19 protein-coding genes are annotated in these 19701 nt (G+C 70.4%); 6 read left to right on the top strand and 13 right to left on the bottom strand.

Features of this window, described 5'->3' with window-relative positions; genetic code table 11:
• Positions 1-378: 378 nt before the first annotated feature.
• From K8625_RS11705 to K8625_RS11730, 6 genes are all read right to left on the bottom strand, one after another.
• Positions 379-870 (bottom strand): SRPBCC domain-containing protein, encoded by a 492-nt coding sequence (locus K8625_RS11705; RefSeq protein ID WP_223782760.1) that lies wholly within the window; start codon positions 868-870, stop codon positions 379-381.
• 16 nt (positions 871-886) lie between these two features.
• On the bottom strand, positions 887-1228 hold the full coding sequence (locus tag K8625_RS11710; RefSeq protein ID WP_223750686.1) for a helix-turn-helix transcriptional regulator: 342 nt from the start codon (positions 1226-1228) through the stop codon (positions 887-889).
• Positions 1229-1232: 4 nt separating this feature from the next.
• On the bottom strand, positions 1233-1655 hold the full coding sequence (locus K8625_RS11715; protein WP_223750685.1) for a VOC family protein: 423 nt from the start codon (positions 1653-1655) through the stop codon (positions 1233-1235).
• Positions 1656-1825: 170 nt separating this feature from the next.
• Positions 1826-2413: an NYN domain-containing protein gene (locus K8625_RS11720; RefSeq protein WP_046716512.1), complete on the bottom strand. Its 588-nt coding sequence runs from the start codon at positions 2411-2413 to the stop codon at positions 1826-1828.
• Positions 2414-2524: 111 nt separating this feature from the next.
• Positions 2525-4027 carry an ATP-binding protein gene (locus K8625_RS11725; protein WP_223750684.1) on the bottom strand — a complete coding sequence of 501 codons (1503 nt, stop codon included), beginning with the start codon at positions 4025-4027 and terminating at the stop codon, positions 2525-2527.
• Positions 4024-4743 carry an ATP/GTP-binding protein gene (locus K8625_RS11730; RefSeq protein WP_223750683.1) on the bottom strand — a complete coding sequence of 240 codons (720 nt, stop codon included), beginning with the start codon at positions 4741-4743 and terminating at the stop codon, positions 4024-4026. The genes K8625_RS11725 and K8625_RS11730 overlap by 4 nt, the downstream gene beginning before the upstream one ends.
• A 289-nt stretch (positions 4744-5032) precedes the next feature.
• Between K8625_RS11730 and K8625_RS11735 the strand changes: the two genes are divergently transcribed.
• From K8625_RS11735 to K8625_RS11755, 5 genes are all read left to right on the top strand, one after another.
• The gene (locus K8625_RS11735; RefSeq protein WP_141331932.1) at positions 5033-5569 is read left to right on the top strand and encodes an N-acetyltransferase; all 537 of its coding nucleotides are present in this window, start codon (positions 5033-5035) and stop codon (positions 5567-5569) included.
• Between the two features lie 285 nt (positions 5570-5854).
• Positions 5855-7879: a type IV pilus twitching motility protein PilT gene (locus K8625_RS11740; RefSeq protein WP_223782761.1), complete on the top strand. Its 2025-nt coding sequence runs from the start codon at positions 5855-5857 to the stop codon at positions 7877-7879.
• A gap of 1 nt (position 7880) precedes the next feature.
• Positions 7881-8984, top strand: coding sequence for a type IV pilus twitching motility protein PilT (locus K8625_RS11745; protein WP_223782762.1), 1104 nt, complete (start codon positions 7881-7883; stop codon positions 8982-8984).
• Positions 8985-9040: 56 nt separating this feature from the next.
• Positions 9041-9859, top strand: coding sequence for a hypothetical protein (locus K8625_RS11750; RefSeq protein WP_223782763.1), 819 nt, complete (start codon positions 9041-9043; stop codon positions 9857-9859).
• A 61-nt stretch (positions 9860-9920) separates the two neighbouring features.
• Entirely contained in the window at positions 9921-10445 is a 525-nt protein-coding gene (locus tag K8625_RS11755) for a GNAT family N-acetyltransferase (RefSeq protein WP_141326689.1), read from the top strand.
• Positions 10446-10464: 19 nt separating this feature from the next.
• Here the strand turns inward: K8625_RS11755 and K8625_RS11760 are convergent, their stop codons facing one another.
• From K8625_RS11760 to K8625_RS11785, 6 genes are all read right to left on the bottom strand, one after another.
• Entirely contained in the window at positions 10465-11232 is a 768-nt protein-coding gene (locus K8625_RS11760; protein WP_223782764.1) for a hypothetical protein, read from the bottom strand.
• 351 nt (positions 11233-11583) lie between these two features.
• The gene (locus tag K8625_RS11765; RefSeq protein WP_223782765.1) at positions 11584-13347 is read right to left on the bottom strand and encodes a hypothetical protein; all 1764 of its coding nucleotides are present in this window, start codon (positions 13345-13347) and stop codon (positions 11584-11586) included.
• Positions 13344-13925 (bottom strand): hypothetical protein, encoded by a 582-nt coding sequence (locus tag K8625_RS11770; protein ID WP_223782904.1) that lies wholly within the window; start codon positions 13923-13925, stop codon positions 13344-13346. The genes K8625_RS11765 and K8625_RS11770 overlap by 4 nt, the downstream gene beginning before the upstream one ends.
• 419 nt (positions 13926-14344) lie before the next feature.
• A complete protein-coding gene (gene map, locus K8625_RS11775) occupies positions 14345-15151 on the bottom strand; it encodes a type I methionyl aminopeptidase (RefSeq protein ID WP_223750676.1) in 807 nt (268 codons plus the stop codon).
• 64 nt (positions 15152-15215) lie between these two features.
• Positions 15216-15530: a hypothetical protein gene (locus K8625_RS11780; RefSeq protein ID WP_223750675.1), complete on the bottom strand. Its 315-nt coding sequence runs from the start codon at positions 15528-15530 to the stop codon at positions 15216-15218.
• 114 nt (positions 15531-15644) lie between these two features.
• A complete protein-coding gene (locus K8625_RS11785) occupies positions 15645-18872 on the bottom strand; it encodes a carboxypeptidase-like regulatory domain-containing protein (RefSeq protein ID WP_223782766.1) in 3228 nt (1075 codons plus the stop codon).
• A 176-nt stretch (positions 18873-19048) separates the two neighbouring features.
• Here K8625_RS11785 and K8625_RS11790 point away from each other — a divergent pair, with 176 nt between their 5' ends.
• Positions 19049-19327, top strand: coding sequence for a LysR family transcriptional regulator (locus K8625_RS11790; protein ID WP_046718573.1), 279 nt, complete (start codon positions 19049-19051; stop codon positions 19325-19327).
• On the opposite strand, the gene K8625_RS11795 is transcribed toward K8625_RS11790, so the two are convergent.
• A complete protein-coding gene (locus K8625_RS11795; protein ID WP_223782767.1) occupies positions 19316-19639 on the bottom strand; it encodes a hypothetical protein in 324 nt (107 codons plus the stop codon). The genes K8625_RS11790 and K8625_RS11795 overlap by 12 nt on opposite strands.
• Between the last annotated feature and the right edge of the window lie 62 nt (positions 19640-19701).

Below are 19701 nucleotides of genomic sequence, written 5' to 3' on the forward strand. Positions count from 1 at the left end.
ATGAAGCATTCAACAAATATTTACAAGACAGAATCGGATTCACCACAAATCCCACCCAGCCATCCATGCGGGTGCTCTACGGAATTCCCACGACATGTGAAGACTTGACCCTGGGTGCGTCAAGACTGCACGCGCAGGCGCACCCAATGGGACGCACGCGGCGTCAGGAGCGGACGCGCCGGGTCCCGAGCGGACACGCGCGCCCGCGTCCCGGACGCACGCGAGGGCGCGTCCGGTGAGTACGCGAGACATGTGTCAGAGGGTTGTCCGCGGGCAGGCGCGCGCGACGGGGCTCGGGGCCACACGTTCGGACGCCAACAGCATACATGCCCGCGAGGGCGGCATCTGGAATTTTATGACAGGGCTAATCGCTGACAGTCATTCAACGCGTGGCGTCGGGCGGGAGGCCACGGTGCGCAGCGCGGTGGTGAGGCCCGCCCACCACAGGCCCATCATCGCGAGGAAGGCGGCGACGTCCTGGCCATGACGCACGGGGTGGTCGGGGCGCAGCGACTCCCAGCCGCGGTGCTCCAGGACGACGCGGGTGCCGCCCTCGGCGGACTCGAAGCGCACCTCCACCTCGGTGAGCTCGCCGGGCGCGAAGTTCCTGCCGCGCCACTCGAAGCGCAGGTGGAGGCCCGGCTCCCACGCCAGCACGCGGCCAATCTCGAAGACGCCCTCGGCGTCCTCCTCCACCAGCCGGCCTCCGGCGCCGCCCTCGAAGCGCACCACGCTGTCGGGCGAGCGGGAGCCCCGGAAGCGGGGCCCCTTGCGCCACCAGAGGTTGGTCTCCTCGGTGAAGACTTCGAAGGCCACCTGGGGCTCCAGGCGGAGGAAGGTCGTCACGCGGGCGGTCTGCGGCGTCGTCATCTCGGGGCCTCGAGGCTCAGGTCTTCTTGCGGGTGCGTTCGGCGTGGGCCTTGAAGGCGGAGAGCTGGTCGCTCCAGAAGGACTCCACCTCGTCGAGCCACGCGCGCAGCTCCCCGAAGCGCTCGGGGCGCAGCCGGTACACCTTCACCCGGGCGTCGTCCTCGAGGGCCTCCTCCTCCACCAGCCCCGTCTTGCGCAGCACGCGCAGGTGACGGGACATGGCGGGCGCGGACATGTCGAAGGCGGCGGCCAGTTCGCCCGCGCGCCGGGGCTCCTCGCAGAGCAGGTCGATGACCCCTCGACGGGTGGGGTCGGCCAGCGCGGCGAAGGTCTCATCCAGGCGACGGGCGGCTCCCATGGCGTCAGCCCTTGGAGGACATCCGCTGGGCGAACCACCAGGAGTGGCCCTCCAGGTCCTCGGCGCCGTAGCCCCGGTCCGTCCAGTAGTCCTCGCCGTAGTCCGTGGTCTTCGGCTCCTGGGTGATCCGGGCGCCCGCGGCCTTGGCCCGCGCGCAGTGCGCGTCCACGTCATCCACGTACACCATCAGGTAGCACGCGCTCGTGCTCCCCGTCGTGCGGCCCGGGAACTTGGGGGAGACCGAGTTCACCAGGATGACGGCCTCGCCATACACGAGCTCCGAGTGGACGATGACGCCCGGCGCGCCCTCCACCTTCAGCCGCGTCTGGAAGCCGAAGGCCTTCTCCAACCAGTCGATGGCCTTGGGCGCGTCCTCGTAGAACAGCCCGGGACTGATGCGTGAGAACCCCTCGGGAACCGGCTTCATGGCGTGTCTCCTTGGCGAACGAATCGTTAACCGCTGGGGCAATATTTAACGCCATCGTTAACCATCCGCAAGCGCGACGCGCACGGCGAGGGGCGCGGCTCGCGAAGCGTGTGGAAAGTCGGCCGGGCCCTCGGTGGGGCTCCGGCCGGCGGTGCGCGGGGAGCGGCGCGCTAGACGAACAGCATCGGGTCGAACTCGTCCACGTTGACCGGCAGGAGCCGGGGCAGCGGGCGCTGGAACACCTTCGCGTTGAGCTCCAGGTCGACAATCTTGAGGCCCGCGGGGACCAGGTCCCGGAAGCGCTGGCTGACGTACTCGCGCAGGCCGAGCACGGCCACCTGGCGCTTCTCCTCGAGCATGGGCTTGAGGGCCTCGGCGAAGTCACCGCCGTCGTGGCTGGCCAGACCCACGGCCGCCTTGGGCCGCTGGGTGCGGATGGTCTCCAGGAGCTTGAGGATGCCCAGGTCCACCACCTTCTGGTCCGGCCGTCCGTAGAGCAGCGCCACCTCGCAGCCGGCGGACTTCAGCGCGCGGATGAAGCCAATCATCACGTCGGGCAGCTGCTCGCCGCGCGCGTTGAGCACCACCACGCAGCGCACGGGCGCGGGGAAGTACGTCTCGCAGAAGGCGACCAGACGGTCGAACTGCACGCGGTCCTGCGACTCGGGTTTACGGCCGACGACGTTGGAGACGGCCCAGTCGATGTTCTCCGCATCGATGAGCACGTAGGAAGCGGCGGAAGGACGTCCGGTGAGCATGGGCGCGGACAATACGCCCGGGCGATGCCTTCCGGGGGGATTGCGTGTGACACGTCCACGACGCGCCACATCCCGCGCCCGGGAAGGCACGGTCCCGGTCGACCTCCCGCGTCAGAAGCGGTCGGGCCCCGGGGGCAGCTCGGGCACGGGCGCGGGGGCGGCCAGCAGGCCGTGCTCGGGGATGGGCGGCTGCATGGGCAGCACCACCGTGAAGCGCGAGCCGCGCCCGAACTCGCTCTCCACGAACACCTTGCCGCCGTGGCCCTCCACCAGGCTCTTCACGATGGCCAGGCCCAGCCCCGCGCCGCCGTGCTCGCGCGTGGAGCTGCCGTCCACCTGATAGAAGCTCTGGAAGATGCGCTCGAACTGGTCCTCGCGGATGCCCACGCCGGTGTCCTCCACGCAGACGCGGTAGCCGGTGAGGCCCAGCGCGTCCTGGACGCCCGCCTCCGACATCACCACCGACACCCGCCCTCCGGACGACGTGAACTTCAGCGCGTTGGCGAGCAGGTTCACCAGCACCTGGCGCAGCTTGTCCGCGTCGCCCGCCAGCCGGGGCCTGGGCACGGGCGGCAGGCGCACCTCCAGCTCCACGCCCTTTCTCTGCGCCTGGGGCAGCACGCTGGAGACCGCCGTCTGGATGACGCTGGCCAGGTCCACCGGCCCCACCGACAGCCGCAGCTTGCCGGCTTCAATCTGGCTCAGGTCGAGGATGGACGAGATGAGGTTGAGCAGCGACTCGCCCTTCTCGACGATGGTGCGCACGTAGAGCAGCTGCTCGGGGTTGAGCACGCCGGCCAGGCCCTCGGCGAGCATCTCCGAGTAGCCGATGATGGACGCCAGGGGCGTGCGCAGCTCGTGGCTCACCGTGCCCAGGAAGGTGGATTTGAGCCGGTCCAGCTCCTTGAGGCGCGTGTTCACCTGCGCCAGACGCGAGTTCTGCGCCTCCAGCTCGCGGTGCGTCTCCAGCATCGCCTCGATGTGCAGCTGCGTCGTCAGGTAGGTGCGGTGGCCGCTGGCGACGAGCGCGGCGAGCACCTGACCGAAGTGCGTCAGCACCTGCACCACGGTGCGCTCGGGCGCGCGGCGCACCTTGGACACCAGCTCCTGGGCGCGCGTGAGCTCCAGCGCGGGGATGTCCGTGAGCGTGTCCGGGAAGTCGCCCAGCTCCTCGGGGGTGAAGGGCCCCAGGATGACGCGGCCCAGGAAGTCGCCCTCCCAGCGCACGGGCATCACCAGGTAGCGCAGGCCGGTGAAGCACGGCAGCGCGATGAGGCCCGCCTCCTCCGCGCCGTCGCCCTGGGCCACGCGCGCGCCGTTGAGCGGGACGACGGGGCCGTCCTTCACGCGCGCCACGGTGGCGGTGCAGCGCGAGCGGCCGTCCGGGAAGGAGAAGACGTACGCGCAGAAGTCGCCGTGGCCCACCTTCACGTCGGCCAGCTTGGTGCCGCGCGCGTCGAGCACCTTGATGCCCACGCGGTACAGCTCGCTGAAGCTCTTCACCACCTCCGAGAACGACGGGAGGTCCAGCATCTCTCCCAGGGACAGCCGGCGCTGGAGCACGGACTCGCGGCGCGAGCCCTCCGGGGGCACGCTGCCCTGATAGCCGCTCATCGCCCGCCCCCCACCTGCTCATCGCGGGTGACGGCGGCGTAGCGCCCGGCCAGCGCGGTGCCCGACAGGTCCATGCGGCCGAAGACCTGGGACAGGAACTCCGCCTCGGTGAGGCCCACGTTGCGCGCCAGGTGCGCGCGCGCGTCCAGCCGCCGGTAGGCCGCCTGCGCCACGGCGTGGAAGGTCTCCAGCACGCCCTCGCCCTTGAGGGCCACCGCGCCCACCACGGCCTCGCCGCCGCGCTTGCGCGCCTCCTCCAGCTCCGCGTCCGTGCGCGCGTCGGGCAGGTCCCGCTTGTTGAACTGGATGACGACGGGCACCTGCGCGGGGTCCAGCCCGTTCTCCTTCATGTTGTCCTGCAGGTTGCGCCAGTAGGCGTTGTTCTCCGCCGTCGCGCTGTGCCGGCTGTCCGCGATGAACACCACCGCGTCGGCCCCCTGCAGCACGATGCGCCGGGTCGCGTTGTGGATGACCTGCCCGGGCACCGTGAAGAGCTTCACCTTCACCTTGAAGCCCGAGGACGTGGAGAAGAAGACAGGCAGCAGATCGAAGAACAGCGTCCGGTCGTCGTGTGTGTCCACCGTCAGCAACCGCCCCCGGACCTCCGGGTACGCGCGGGCGTGGAGCTGACGCAGGTTCGTCGTCTTCCCGCTGAGTCCGGGACCGTAGTAGACGATCTTGAGCGTCAGCTCGCGCTGGGCGTGGTTCAGTTGCAAGGGGTGCTCGGGCAGGCGGAGTCGAGGGGAGGAGAGGCCAGCCCTCCGGTGACGACCAGGGTTTTTATAGTGGGAACGCCTGCTTCGCGGAAGGCCGGCCGGATGGCGGCCGTGGAAGCGGGGCCTCTGCCCTGGAATGGCGCCGGCGAAGGTGGGGTTGACCCGAATCCGACCCTCTCGTGCCAGGGGGAGGCAAACTCCTCACTTGAGAAGACAATGTGCGCGGAATCACCGCGTGCACCGGTGGCGGGGGTGCGGTTAGGATCGCAGCGCGACGGAGGAGATGGCGATGACGATGAAGCAGGTGGACCCGGGCGTGGAGATGGCCCCAGCCCCGGTGCTGGATGTGGTGGGCCTCCCCAACGACCTGATGGCGGCGGTGAAGTTCACCCTGCCCACCGACGAGGACATGACGGCGGTGGCGGCCCTGCGCGCCAGCTCCGAACCCTGGAAGAGCCGGGGTGAGACGCAGGAGGACAGCCTCAAGGCCCTGACCCAGCTCAAGCCCTTCATCCACGTGGCCCGGCTGCAGAGCCAGATCGTCGGCTACGTCACGGTGGAGCGCGACGGCCCGGTGCCCGGCGCTGCCTACCTGCGCAACATCGTGGTGAAGCCGGAGCTGCGCAAGAAGGGTCTGGGGATGGTGGTGCTGGAGCAGGCGCTCCGGGCCGCGCGGGACATGTACCGCAAGACCATTGCCCTGCGCGTGGACCCGTCCAACGCGCCCGCGGTGGGCTTCTACCGCAAGGCGGGCTTCACCACCGTGGCCACGGTGGTGTCCAAGAAGTCCGGCAAGCTGCGGCTCCTGATGTCGCGCGAGCTGTAGTCCCGCGCCCATGGTGTACCTGGCGGGAGGCCGCTTGCCTCCCGCCCTCGCTCCGAGCGGGCCCTCAGGGGCCCCGGAGCCCCCTCCCCCACCCTGGCGAATCGACTCCGTCCACCGCTGACAGGTGGGTGTGGGGCCCACTGCGCGTGGCGACGGCAGGCGGGCGTGGCGCGGGGGAAGAAGCACCAGGATGGACCGGGGGATGGGCGCATTCGACGCGTTGTCGACTATCCTGCGGACCACCCCCGCGCTTCGCGCTTCGCCCCAGCCCGAGTCGACTTCCGCATGAGACCCCTTGCTGAGCTGTTGCGCCATCTGTCGCGGCCTGGAGTGACGGAGCTGACCCTGGCCACGGGCCGACCGCCGATGATTCGGGGGAGCAGTGGCTATGAGCCGGTGGACCCGGCGGCGGTGACGACGGAGGACGTCGTGCGCGCGCTGCAGGCCATGGTGGGCGTGGCCCGGGCCTCCACCGTGTCGGATTCACCGTCGCAGTGGTCCGTCAACGCCAACGGGTTGGGCGCGCTGTCCATCGCCGCCCAGCGCCGGGGCGACCTCATGCACCTGAGGCTGTCGCGCGCGGCGGAGGCGGGCGCCACGGCGGCGGCTCCGGCCGCATCGACCGCGGCGGCTTCTGCGACCGCGCGAGCTCCCGCCGCGGCCGTGCAGGGCGCGACAGGGTACGGCGGACAAGCCGCTGCTTCGGCGGGCGCCTCCGCGCAAGGCGCGGGACAGGGCGCGGCAGGGTACGGCGGACAAGCCGCTTCGGCGGGCTACGCCGCACAAGGTGTGGGACAGGCCACGAGCGCGGCAGCCGGGTACGGCGCACAGTCGGCTGTGAGGAACGTGGCCACCGGGGGCCACGGCGCGCAGGCCGCGTCACCGGGCGCGGCGGCCGGTTACGGTGCGCAGGGCACCACGGGACAGGCCACGTCGCCGGGCGCTTCAGCGGGTTACGGCGCGCAGCCCGCTTCGGCGGGCTACGGCGCACACGACGCGGGACAGGCCTCGTCACCGGGCGCATCGGCGGGCTACGGCGCACAGGGCGCGGCGGCGCAGAACACCGCGACCGGGTATGCCCCCTCGCAGGGCGGGTATTCGAGCGCGGGCACGCAGGAGGCCGCGCGGACCCTCGCGGCGTCGCGGCTGACGGGTGGGGCCCGGGACCTGGCGGTGGTGCTGGAGCAGGGCCGCAGCGTGCGCGCCAGCGACGTGCACGTGGTGGCCGAGCGCCCCGTGCTCTTCCGCCTCGCCGGGGACCTGGTCCCCCAGGGCGGCGTGCTCGACGCCGCGCGCGTGGAGGGCATGCTGCTGCCCGTGGTGCCGGAGCGGCTGCGCGCCGTGCTGGAGCGCGACGGCAGCTGCGACTTCTCGCTCGACTCGCCGGAGATGGGGCGCTTCCGCGTCAACGTCTCGCGGCACCGCACGGGCCTCAAGGGCACCTTCCGCGTCATCGCCCGCGACATCCCCACGCTGGAGTCGCTCGGCCTGCCCCAGGACATCGCGAAGGCCACGCACCACCACCAGGGCCTCATCGTCATCACCGGCCCGTCCGGCCATGGCAAGACGAGCACCCTGGCGGCGCTGGTGGACCTCATCAACAGCCACACGTCCCACCACATCCTCACCGTGGAGGACCCGGTCGAGTTCGTGCACCCGCGCAAGAAGGCGCTCATCAGCCAGCGCGAGGTGGGCGCGCACACGCGCACCTTCGCCAGCGCGCTCAAGGGCAGCCTCCGCGAGGACCCGGACGTCATCGTCGTGGGCGAGCTGCGCGACACGGAGACGGTGCGCATGGCGCTGGCGGCCGCGGAGACGGGCCACCTGCTCATCAGCACCATGAACACGCCGAGCGCGGCGAAGACCATCGACCGGCTCATCGACCTGTTCCCGCCCGCGGACCAGCAGCAGGTGCGCCTGTCGCTGTCGAGCGGCCTGCGCCTCATCGTCAGCCAGCGGCTGATGGCGAGCGCGGACGGCAAGAGCATGGTGGCCGCGGCGGAGGTGCTGCCGGGCTCCGTCGCGCTGGGCAACCTCATCCGCGACAACAAGACGTACCAGATTCCCTCGCTGCAGCAGCGCGGCAAGAGCCTGGGCATCGTCCGCTTCGAGGACTCGATGGCGGACCTGGTGCGCGCGGGCAAGGTGAAGCTGGAGGTGGCCAAGGGCTTCGTGGACAACCCGGACGAGCTGGAGGCGGTGGTGACGGGACGCAGGCCGGGCACGGCGGTGGCCGCGCCGGAGACGCCGCAGGACAGCGCGCGGCTGCTCAGCAAGATGGGCTCGCTGATGGGAAGGAAGGGGGGCTGAGATGAGCACGCCACGCATCGCCCAGTTCTTCGACATCCTGCTGGAGCAGAAGGGCAGCGACCTGCACCTGAGCGTCGGCTATCCCCCCATGGGCCGCATCCGCGGGGAGCTCACGCCCCTGCGCGAGGCGGCGCTGACGACGCAGGAGCTGGAGGGGCTGCTCTTCGAAATCGTCAACCCGGCGCAGAAGCGACAGATTGTCGAGGAGCTGGACCTCGACTTCGCCTACGGCTACGGGACGAAGGCGCGCTTTCGCGCGAACTACTTCTACAAGCAGACGGGCCTGGGCGCGGTGTTCCGCACCATTCCGAGCAAGGTGCTCACGCTCGACGACCTGAAGACGCCCGACATCGTGCGCAAGCTGGCCGAGCGCCGCAGCGGCCTGGTGCTGGTGACGGGACCGACGGGCAGCGGCAAGTCCACCACGCTCGCGGGCATGGTGAACCACATCAACCAGACGCGCCCGGCGCACATCCTCACCATCGAGGACCCGGTGGAGTTCGTCCACGAGTCCGCGAAGGCGCAGGTGACGCACCGCGAGGTGGGCCCGCACGCGTCGAGCTTCGCCACGGCCATCCGCTCGGCGGGCCGCGAGGACCCCAACGTCATCCTCATCGGCGAGCTGCGCACCAACGAGACGATGAAGCTGGCGCTCCAGCTGGCGAGCTTCGGCGTGCTGGTGTTCGCCACGGTGCACACCAACAGCGCCCCGGCGACCATCGACCGCATCATCAACTCGTTCCCCGCGGACGAGCAGGCGCAGGTGCGCGGCATGCTCGCGGAGAGCCTTGCGGGCATCGTCGCCCAGCAGCTCATCAAGACGGCGGACGGCAAGGGCCGCGTGGCGGCGCTGGAAATCCTGGTGGGCGGCGCGGCCATCGCGGCGATGATTCGCGAGGGCAAGGTCTTCCAGATTGCGTCCAAGATGCAGGCGGGCCAGGGCCAGGGCATGCAGACGCTGGACATGCACCTGGAGCGCATGGTGCGCGACAACGTCATCACGCCCGACGCGGCGCTGGAGAAGGCCCAGGACAAGGAGAACCTGGCCAAGGTCATCCAGCGGCTCAAGCCGGACTGGGTGCTGCCGGAGTCGATGAAGGCGTAGCGCCCGTGTCAGGAATGCCGTGGCATTTCGTCCCTCGCGCCCGCGAGAGGGGCGACATGCTCTACGGCGACGAGAAGTCCTTGCAGATGGCGCGCAGCCTGTTGCCCTCGCAGTGGCGGGAGCAGGCCCGTTGGTATCGGGCCAGCCAGAGCCGGAGCACGCGGCGCGCCGTCCGGGTCCGCGTCTCCCGGCTGGCGCTGGAGCCGGACCTCTTCGAGGACTGCGCCGACCTCGACGAGGATGCCGCGTCGAAGATGGGCTGGGTGGTGCACCGTCGACGCCGGTCCGACAAGGTGAACCCGTTCATCCGCTGGGCGAAGCACCGCACCGCCGAGGAGCCGAGGGACTCCCGCCTGAGTCGGATCCGCGGCACGGTGCCGGAGGGTGTCATCGGCGCCCATGCGCTCGGGCACCTTCGCCGCGAGGAGCACTTCATGAGCACCGCGGAGCTGGCGCACCAGCCCGCGTGGCGCTTGCGCACGAAGCGCAGGCATCTCCCCGAGCGGGGGTTGTTGGCCCGGTTGCTCCGCGAGCTGCTGCTCCTGCCGGAGGGACAGAAGGTGTTCAACGCATACCTCAAGCGCGCGTGCGCGCAGGGCTGGGGAAAGCGGCGGGGCTTCGATGGCCAGGTCCACGTGGTGATGAATGGCAGGCGCCCGGTACGACTGTTGATGGGCGTTCACGATGTGCTGCCGTTCCTGGACGCCATCGACGTGTGTGCCGGGGAGCCGCGCTCGTGGGCGTCCTCACACGTGCACACGGCGACCCGCGGGCCCGCGCTCGACTTCCTGAAGGCGTTCCACCGCCACAAGCAGGACCTGGCCAGTACGCTCGCGAGCCTCCCGGTCCCCAAGCTGACGAACCTGCCGCCCTGAGACTCCTGGTGCGCGTGCGAAGTCGGTGGTGGGCGACAGGTCCCTGAACCAGGATGGGCGCATGATTCACGGTCTGGAGCAGGTGGACACCGAGCGGCTGCGGCTGCGCGCCTTCCGCGAGAGCGACGTGGAGGCGATGTTCGAGCTGCACAGCGACCCGAGGACGAACCTGGTCGATGCCTCCGCCGCGATGAGTACGCGGGAAGAAGCGCGGGAGCTGCTGTCGCGGTGGCTGGGGGATTGGGCCGAGCGGGGCGTGGGGTACTGGGCGGTGGAGCGGCGCGAGGCGCCCGGCGTCGTCGTGGGAGTCGGAGGTGTGCGGCACAAGCCGCTCGAGGGGCGGACGGTGTTGAACCTGGCCTATCGGTTCTTCCCGTCCACGTGGGGCTCGGGGTTCGCGACCGAGGTGAGCCGGGTGGCGCTGGAGAAGGCGCGGCTGCACCTGCCGGAGGTTCCGCTGGTCGCCATCATCCATCCCGACAACGTGCCCTCCGTCCGCGTGGCGGAGCGACTGGGGCTGCGCTTCGAGCGCATCATCCCCTACGGGACGGGAGACGTTCCCCACCGGCTGTACGTGGTGGGGTGAAGTCCCATCGAAGCGCCTTCTACAGACGCTCGCGCAGCCCCTCGCGGAACAGCGTGAACACGGCCTGGCCGCAGCGGTCGGAGGCATCCGCGCGGGCCCTGGCCACGCGGACCTCGTAGCGGAGGCCCTTCAACAGCAACTGCTTCGTCTCTCCCACGGAGACCGTGACAGGCGCCGAGTCGCGTCCCCGTGGTCCCTCGAAGCGCAGCCTCGCGCCACGGGCCCGCTCGCCCGGCTTCGCTTCACAGCCCGCCAGCTCCCAGTGCACCTTCAGCTCCGGCACGAGCCCCGGAGGCAACAGGACCTCTCCGTCCGGCGTCGTGGGCGCGCTCGGCACCGTGAGCAACAGCAAGCGCCCCTGTTCGTCTCGGAGCGTGTCACCCGCGAGGAGCGCGGGTTGGTCGCCATCACCGGACAGACAGCTCGCGGGCTCGCGATGACTGGCCCACGTCAAGATGCGCCCGGTCAGGTCCGCCAAAACCTCCGGCACCGTGAGCCCGTAGCTCACGCCTCCGTGCACTTCGCCTTTCGCGTACTGGAGGACCGAAGCCCACTGGTCCGCGTGGCGGTAGGCGCCTCGCAGCTGTCGGGCCACCTGGAACTGACGCTCCAAACGAGGCCCCTCGCGCTCGAGCGCCAGCGTCTCCGGCTCCTCCTTGAAGGCCACCTCCACCCTCGCCTCCGGCCACAGCTCGTCACAGGCCCGATGCGAGTCGGTCGTCGCGGAGGAGCCCCAAGCGGGCGACGCGGCCCTCGGCGTTCGGACCTCCGGCGACGCCATGACCATGGCGCCCGCTTCCCGAGAGACAGGCGCGCGACCGCCATCGTTCGAAGAAGGCGAGGACCCACCTGACGCTGTCGTGGACGACTCGCCAGCGTCCGACCGCGCGGGCTCTGTCCGGGACAAGCACGCTGTGTGGGCGAGCGCCAACACCAGTCCCCCACTCGCGACGAGCACGCGCGACGCCGCGCGCCACCTCGGCCGCCCCCAACCGTCACATGCGACCTCTCGCCTCATCATCGCGGATGCCTTTTCATCGCCCGGACGGTTCCACGCGCAACATGAGCGCGGGGCCACTTCGAGAGGCCTCGCGAGGCACGCGTCTCGTCGTCCCGCCTGGCCTCCGGTCCGGGCCCATCAGAGACACTCCGCGTACAGCAGCGTCCCGTCCGCGGACACGTGGAAGTCCCGCCCCTCCACCCGCCCCCGCGCCAGCAATCGCTCCCGCTTGCGGCGGACGTCCTCACGCCTGCGGCTCACCGAGCGCTCCTCGTGCGGAACCCGAGGCTGGAACCGCGCGGGCCCGCCCTTGTCATCCGGCGCGTACCGCGTGAGCAGCGAGCGCTTCACGCCGCGCTCCGCGCCGTCATCCGCATCCCCGTCGTCGGTGAAGTCGACCTCCAGCGAGCCCCACTCACCCACGTCACAGTCACACGAGCCACACCCCGGGAAGCTGCATCCGAGGAACCCGTCCCGACAGGAGACACACTCGTACTTCGGCGAGGAGCCACACGTCGCGCAGCCGTTGTCGCCGAACGAGTACGAATGCCAGCCGGAGTGACTCACGCCCGTGAACTGGTAGCGGTAGTTCATCACGCTGTCGTGCACCACGCTGTACTGTCCCCCCACGTCGTTGCCGTTGTGGTCCAGGTCCAGGTTGTGCCCCAGCTCGTGGATGAAGGTGCCTCGCTGCTCCTGGATGCTCGGGCTGCTGAAGCAGCCCATGCTGACGATGAGGTCATTGCCCAGCATCTCCGCCTTGCCCGAGGAGCACGTGCTGAGGCTCGTGTGCCGGTACGCCCACATCGCATAGTGGAAGTACGGCCGGCGCTCCGGGTTCGTCGACGAGAAGTGGCTGCCCTTCAGTGAATAGAAGTCCACGCCGCCCGTGCAGCTCCCGTAGCAGACCACCTCGCTCCACGGCAGCGGGTTGTCGATGAAGGCATGCAGCCGCACGCTCCCACCCGAGTCCTGCGCGAACACCGCCGCCGCGTCCGCCACCAGCCCCGCATAGGGCTGCCGGGTGAGGTACGGGTTCGTCGGGTGCTGCATCCAGTCCACCTCCACGAAGATGTCCCGCTTCGTGGGGCTCCCCCACTCGGAGAAGGAGAAGCCGTCGTTGCCGAACACCTCCAGCGTGTCCGGGATGCCGTCCCCATCCGAGTCCTCCTCGTCGACCTGCAGCCCGAGGAGCGGCTCCAGCGCGTCCGACAGGCCGTCCTCGTCATCATCATTGTCGTCGAAGATGGTGGACCAGAGCTCCTCGTCGTGGATGAAGCTCGCCGTGCCCGTGCTCCCGGGGAAGCGGCCCACCACCACGCGCTGCGCGCCCACGTTCTGCGTGCTCGCCGCGGTGACGAGCGGGTAGTACTTGGGGCCGCTGTCGTCATCGTGCTGCAGGTACTCGGTGTTCGAGCGCAGCAGGAAGAGCAGGTGGTCTCCACCTCCCGGCGTGGCCGCCGAGGCCCGGAAGGTGTCCTTCGCATTCCACGCGAAGAGCACCGGCACGCCCCCGAAGGGCTGATTCGTCAGGATGCGCTCGTTGTTGCAGTACACGCTCGCCGTGCCGCCGCGCCCGTCCGCGTAGGCGCGAACCCAGACGCGGTAGTAGCCCGTGTCCGGCGCCACGAAGGTCACGCACGAGCGCGTCCCGCCCAGGCAGTCATCGCTCACCGCCACCTGGCTCCAGCCGCTCCTGTCACGCAACACGTGCAGCACCGTGTCCGGCGCCGAGCCCGAGAGCTCCCGTGTCTCGAACGTGTAGCTCTGTCCGGCCTCCAGCCAGGTGCTCAGCCAGATGAAGCTGCCCCAGTCCCTCGGGGCCACGTAGTGCGGCCCTGCCCACGCCAACATCGGTGCCAGCAGCACGACCGCGCGCAGCGCTCCCATGAAACCCTTCATCGCGTCTGCTCCCCCTGGAAGAACCATTCCTTGAACGTGTCCTGCGCCCGGGCTCGGTCCTCGGGCGAGAGCTCTCGCCACTTCTCCTGCTCCCGCGCGAGCGCCTGCCGGTAGCGGGCATCCACCTCGCGCGCCCGCGCATCCTCCGCGAGAGGGGCGGAGAGCTTCGCGACCAGGTCGAGCGCCGCGTGGTAGCGCCGCTCCAGCCGTGCGCGCGTCTCGGGGGTGGCGTCCATGAAGGCCCGCTCCGTGCGCGCCACGAGCGCGGACAGGTCATCCACCGACTCCTCGCGCAGCAGCGCCTGCTCCTCCGCCGTCAGCGGCACCAGCGCGTCTTTCGCGAAGCGCGCCAGCGCGGAGTCCGGGGGCACGAGGCCCGCGACCTGGACCGTCGCTCCACCCGCGCCCTTCACCTGCTCCACACGGAGCCCGGGCTCCGGCATCGCCTTCGGAGGGTCGTTCGTCGCGGGTGATGGGGACGTGGCCACCGCAAGAGGCTCTGCGGCTGGCGCCTCACGCCGCCCGGGTGGCACCGACACGCAGATGCCCAGGGTGACGAGCACCGCGCCCAATATCACTCCACTCAAGCGTGCTCGTGCGCGCATCCGCCCCCCTCGCGCCTGATGCTAGCACCCGTCCCAGGCCACGCGGCGGCAGGGCCACCTCCGCCCGGTCTCCAACACCCCGTGCTCATGCCAGGACATGCCCTCACGGGATGAATCCTCTCTCACCCGACACATGCCCTCCGGCCCCATGGCCGACGGGACCTCAACGCGCCTGGCGGAAAAGCTTCGGTCGCCCGTGACCAGGAGCGGCCCTCTCGCTCAACGGACACCCGCTACCGTGTGGAGCTTGTTGTCCGCGAGCTTGACGTCCCCCTTCCGGCACCTCCCCTCCCTGGAGCCGCAAGAGGCCGGCGCGAAGACATGCGACGAGGCCCTTCAGCTGGTGGGGCTCGACAGGCGTCCTGCTCAACGAAGACGCGTCGAAGCCCCGCTCACGGGTGCGCCCCGGCGGACGCCGGCATCGGACCCACTGAGAGCGGGAGGCCCGGATTGGGCGTGAGAATCTCGCAGCCCTCGCGCGTCACCAGCACGGTGTGCTCGAACTGCGCGGAGAGGCTGCCGTCCACCGTCACCACCGTCCACTCGTCCTCCAGGATGCGGATGTCGGGACGCCCCAGGTTCACCATCGGCTCGATGGTGATGACCATGCCCGAGCGCAGGGTGATGCCCGTGCCCTTCTTGCCGAAGTGCGCGACGTGAGGAGGCCCGTGCATCGAGCGGCCGATGCCGTGCCCGCCGAACTCGCGCACGATGCTGCACCCCTCCTTCTCCGCCAGCTCCTGGATGGCCGCGCCGATGTCGCCCAGCTTCGCGCCATGGCGCACCACGGAGATGCCGATGTCCCGACACCTGCGGGCCACGTCCACCACGTGCCTCGCGTCCGCGGACACCTCGCCGATGCAGAACGTGGCGGAGGTGTCCCCGTGATAGCCATTCAGGTTCGTGGTGACATCCACGTTGATGATGTCACCAGGCGCCAGCCGCTCGTTCGGGTCCGGCACGCCGTGACAGACGACGTGGTTGCGGCTGGTGCAGACCGTGGCCGGAAAGCCGTGGTAGCCCAGTTGGCTGGGGATGCCGCCCCGCCGCGCCGTGTCCTCGCGCACCCACTGGTTGATGTCCTCGGTGGAGATGCCCGGCGCCAGCCGCCGCGCGACCCAGGCGAGCGTGCCGGCCGCCGCCGCGCCCGCCAGCCGCAGACGCTCGACCTCCGCGTCCTTGAAGAGTGGAGTTCCCATGGCGGGACAAGGTGACCGTCCCGCCCGGGAGCGTCCAATGCTGTTTCAGCATCGTCCCCGGACGTCAGGGCGTGTAGCAGTTGAACTGCATGGTGTAGACCGCCCAGAACTCCCTGTCGTCGATCTCCCGGCAGTCACCCCGGGTCTCGACGACGTTGCAGAAACCCTGGGGACAGATGGCATTGGCCTTCACCCGGGCTTCGATACGCGCGGTGGTATAGGCCCCCGCACAGGAGAAGCCAGAGCCGTCCCCCATGGTGCCGTGCAGCGAGGTGCCGCAGGCGAGCGCCTGCGAAGCCCCCGCCGTCTCCGGGACGAAGTCCTCCTCACCCGGGTCTCCTCCGTTGCACGCGGCCACGAGAGGAAGCAACAGAGACATCCCCAGACGCCAGCTGTATCGTGTCATCCGAGCGAGGCTAGCGAGCGGACCCTCCGGGCCTCCATCGTGGAAACCCACGCCAGGATGCCCAGTGACAGCGGCCTGGCGTGAGTCCTACTCGGCCTCGTCGGCGAGCGATTTCCAATCGAGTCGAGGCGTGAGCACCAGCGTGCCTTCCCTGGGCACGTCCACGTCGCTGACGTGGAAGCGTGGCAGCGCCTTGCTCGTGAGCAGGAGCGTGGCCCGGCCCGCGGGGACATGTCGGAAATACAGCGCGTCCTCCCCCCACTGCGCGCTCAGGCCCGGGGCCATGCACGCCCCCAGCTCCTCCTCCTTCGTCGGATGCGCGACGCCCCCCAGCACCAACGCGACGCTGAGGTCTTCGTGGTAGGGCACCACCAGCTTCACGGTGGCACCCGCCGTCAGGGCCTGGAAGGAGACGGAGGCCCGGCCGCGCTCGGGGACCACCACGCGCTGGGGCAGGAACGTGGGGGACTCCTGCTCCGTGTACCGCGCGGGAAGCACCGAGACGACCCAGGTGCCCGGGGCCAGCCCACCCTTCCAGGCCTGTCCCCGTTCGAGAGGACTCGTGGCCCAGTCTCCATCCGGGGCACTGAAGTACGCCACGTAGCCGTCCAGGGGGCGGCCGCGGGCATCCTTCGCCGTCACGCTCACGAGCGCCGTGGGCTCCAGTCTCGCCGTCACCTCCTCCTGCCCCTCGCCCACCGACAATCGCAGCACATGGTGGCCTGCCGGCTCACGGAGCGTCAGGGTGAGCGGCCCCGGCGCCAGCTCCTGTTCCTTGAAGAGGAACAGGCCTTGCGCATCCGAGAGCGTCTCCAGCTCCCTCGACTCCGCAGCCGCGGCCTGCGCGCGCGCGGAGACGGTGACTCCCGCCAATGGCTGGTCCGTCAGGGCATCCACGACGCGGCCTCGGAGACGACGGCCTCGCTCCAGCCTGATGTCTCCCAGGTCGAGGTCCGGCTCCTGCGGGCCCCCGTCGATGAGGCGCTCCGCGGAGCGCAGGCCCTCGGCCGCGAAGAAGTACCGCCTGGAGGAGACGTGAGGATTCCGGGGGAACGAGAACGTCCCATCCTCGGACTCCACCAGCTCGCCTCCCGCCATGAAGCGACGAAGGGGACTTCCGTCGGGGCCGACGACGCGTCCCCGGACCCAGGCCTGGCGGTCCATCACCAGCCGCAGCGGCGTCGTGCCGGAGGGCACACGGAGCGCGGGCTCGTAGAGCGTGTCCTGGATGATGAGGCTGCGGTGGACACCGCCGTGGGTCTGGAGCACCGCCTGCGTGGCGGCATCCAGGCGCAGCGCGTAGCCGGGCTTGAAGGCCGTGATGGCGTGCGCGCTGGGGCCAAGCCCTCGCAGCACGAAGCGGCCGCTCGCGTCGGTGGGAACGCCCCGGTCGAAGCGCTCCACCATCTTGAGGATGGCGGGCCCCCCCGGGGGCAGCGCATCGCGCGGTTCGGCGCGGACGAGGACCCCTTCGAGGGGGGCTCCCTCGGCGTCGACGACAAGGCCCTCTCGCGTCTGCCCCTCGTCGAGGCGCAGCTCCACGCGCGTCACCGCATCGGCCGCGACCTCCACGTCGCTCCAGGCCCGCTGGTCCACGCTGTCCGTCGTCCGCTCCACGACCACCCGGTAGCGTCCCGGAGCGAGTCCCCGGCGCGTGAACCGCCCCTGGGTATCCGTCCTCGTCGCGTTCAGCCTGAGCTCATCCGTGAAGAGTTTCAACACCACGGCGCCCCCGACGAGCGGGTGTCCACGCCCATCCACCACGTGTCCCTCCACCGTCGCACCGACGCGCACGATGATGTGCACGTCGCGCGCTGGCACCTTGGCGAGGACGGGCGCGTCGAGGAAGTCCGGTGTGTCGACGACGACCTCGTAGTCACCAGGCTCGGAGGCATCCAGCGTGAAGCGGCCCTCGGCGTCCGTGGTGTCGTCCTCGGTCTGCTCCGGACGACTCCCCTCCCCGACCCAGCGGAGCCCGACGGGGACGTGGGTGACGGGATGTCCCGCCCCATCCGTGACCCGTCCGGTGAGGGAGTACGCGCGCGCCAGCGTGAAGTCCTGCGTGCCCGTGTCCGCGGACACGAGGCGCTGCTCGGCCTTTGACGGCTCGAGCCAGCCCTTCGCCCGGAGGGTGAAGTCCCAGGCTCCGGGTTCCACGGGGCCCAGGCGATAGCGCCCCTGCGCGTCGGTGACGGCCGTCAGCGGCTCGCCCTGCTGCGCCGAGGAGGCCAGCTTCACGCTCACGCCCTCCAGCGGCTGGGAGGCGTCGTCGAACACCGTGCCCTCGACGTGGAGCGCGCTGCCCAGCTCCAGCGTCACGTCGCGAAGGGAGGACGCACCGAGGTCCAGTCGGGTGAGGGCGTAGAGACCTTCGTGCTCCGCGGTGAGGGTGTGGTGCCCCGTCGAGAGCTCGAAGGTGAAGGCGCCTCGGGCGTCCGTCCTTGTCTTCGTGGCCTTCGGATTCTCGGGGGCGCTGGTCCTGAGGGCGCGGACCTCCACGTCCTTCACGGGCACACCGCGGGACATCACGCGTCCGGAGACAGCGCGCACCGGACGCAGCTCCAGGTCCCATCCCGAGGTCCCCGTCGTCACCGCCGGGGACCAGCCCTCTTTCGACGCGAGCACGAGATAGTCTTCGCGTGGCAGGGGACCGAGCTGGAAGCGCCCCGCGTTGTCGGTGCGCGTGTCGAAGAAGCGCGTGTGCCCGCGGCTCACCACGGTGATGGAGACGTCGGGCAGCGGTGCGCCTTCGCTCGTGACCTTTCCTTGTCGCTGCGTGCTCGCCTCGAGCACCAGTTGCACACCCCGGCTCCCTGCTGGAATGCCCGGGTGCACGGTCGCGCCGCTCCCGGAGAGGACCCAGAGCGACTGAGGGCCCTCGGGAAGCCCCTCCAGGACGAAGGTGCCGTCTTGCGCCGACACCGCCTGCGCGAAGACGGGCGCCTCGCCCTCGCGCGCGAGGAGCCGCTGCACGATGAGGTCCTCCGTCCACGGCAGACACCACGGCAGGCTCCGCGTGCGCGGGAAGACGGACACCACCTCTTCAGCCGGGTCCCCCGGCCCGGGAGGCGGCGTGTCCTCGGGGCACGGCAGCGCTGAAATCGTCTCGCCCTCGATGGGCCAGGAGGCGGAGACCCGGGCGCCGGTGACGGGCTGTCCCCACGCGTCCACGACGGTGCCCTGGATGCGCAGCCCCGCGGCGGCGGGGGGCCTGGGGGGCGCGGTGCGAGGGAGCGTGCCGCCCGAGCGGGTTCGGGTGTTGCCCTCGGGCTGGGACTGCTCGGGGCCCAGCAGCTTCCATGAGAGGAGCGCCATCGCTCCCAGAATCAGGAGCGTTCCCCCTATCCACCCGCGCATGCTCCAGTTCCTGCCGTCCGACATGAGGGATTCGAGGATATCAGCGGGCGGCCGGTCGCCCTCCTGCTGGATTCGGAACAGGGGCGGGGGATGGGGGGTGCACGTCGGGGGGAGGTCTCGATAACGTGGGGGTCGTGAGCATCACGCACCTCCAGTCCTTCGTCGCCGTGGCCGAGGAGAAGCACGTGGGCCGTGCCGCGCGTCGGCTCCACCTGACGCAGCCGCCGCTCAGCCGGCACATCCTCGCGCTGGAGGATGAGCTGGGCACCCGGCTGTTCGAGCGCACGCGCCAGGGCATGCGCCTGCTGCCGGCTGGCGAGGTCTTCCTGCACCACGCGCGCCGCATCCTCGCGGAGGTGGACACGGCGGTGCTCACGGTGCGCGGGCTCGCGCCGCGTGAATCAGACGGGTGATGTCTCGCCCGCGACTTCCAAGGGCAGCGACAGGGTCTCTCCTCGGTGAACGAGGGCCGCGGCTCGAACCCATTGCCGCACCTGGTGGGCGCTGAGCGGCAGCTCGCGGAAGAGCCGGTACGGAGAGAAGTCACCCACCGACATGTCGAGCAAGGGGCTCTGCCCCACGCGCTCGGCGCGCAGCTCATGGCGGAGCCCCGCCACTTCGATGACGAGCGCACAGTCCAGCGCGTCGAGTCTCCGGACCTCGAGGATCCGCAGGACGCCCCCCGTGCCGTGCCCTCCCCGCTGCGTCTCTTCTGACGTGGACATCGGGTGCTTCTCTCCGCCTCGCGTCGCCCATCGGACGAAGTCACACGGGACCAGGACCGCTC

This window comes from Myxococcus sp. AS-1-15, from assembly GCF_020037055.1.
GTDB lineage: Bacteria > Myxococcota > Myxococcia > Myxococcales > Myxococcaceae > Myxococcus > Myxococcus fulvus.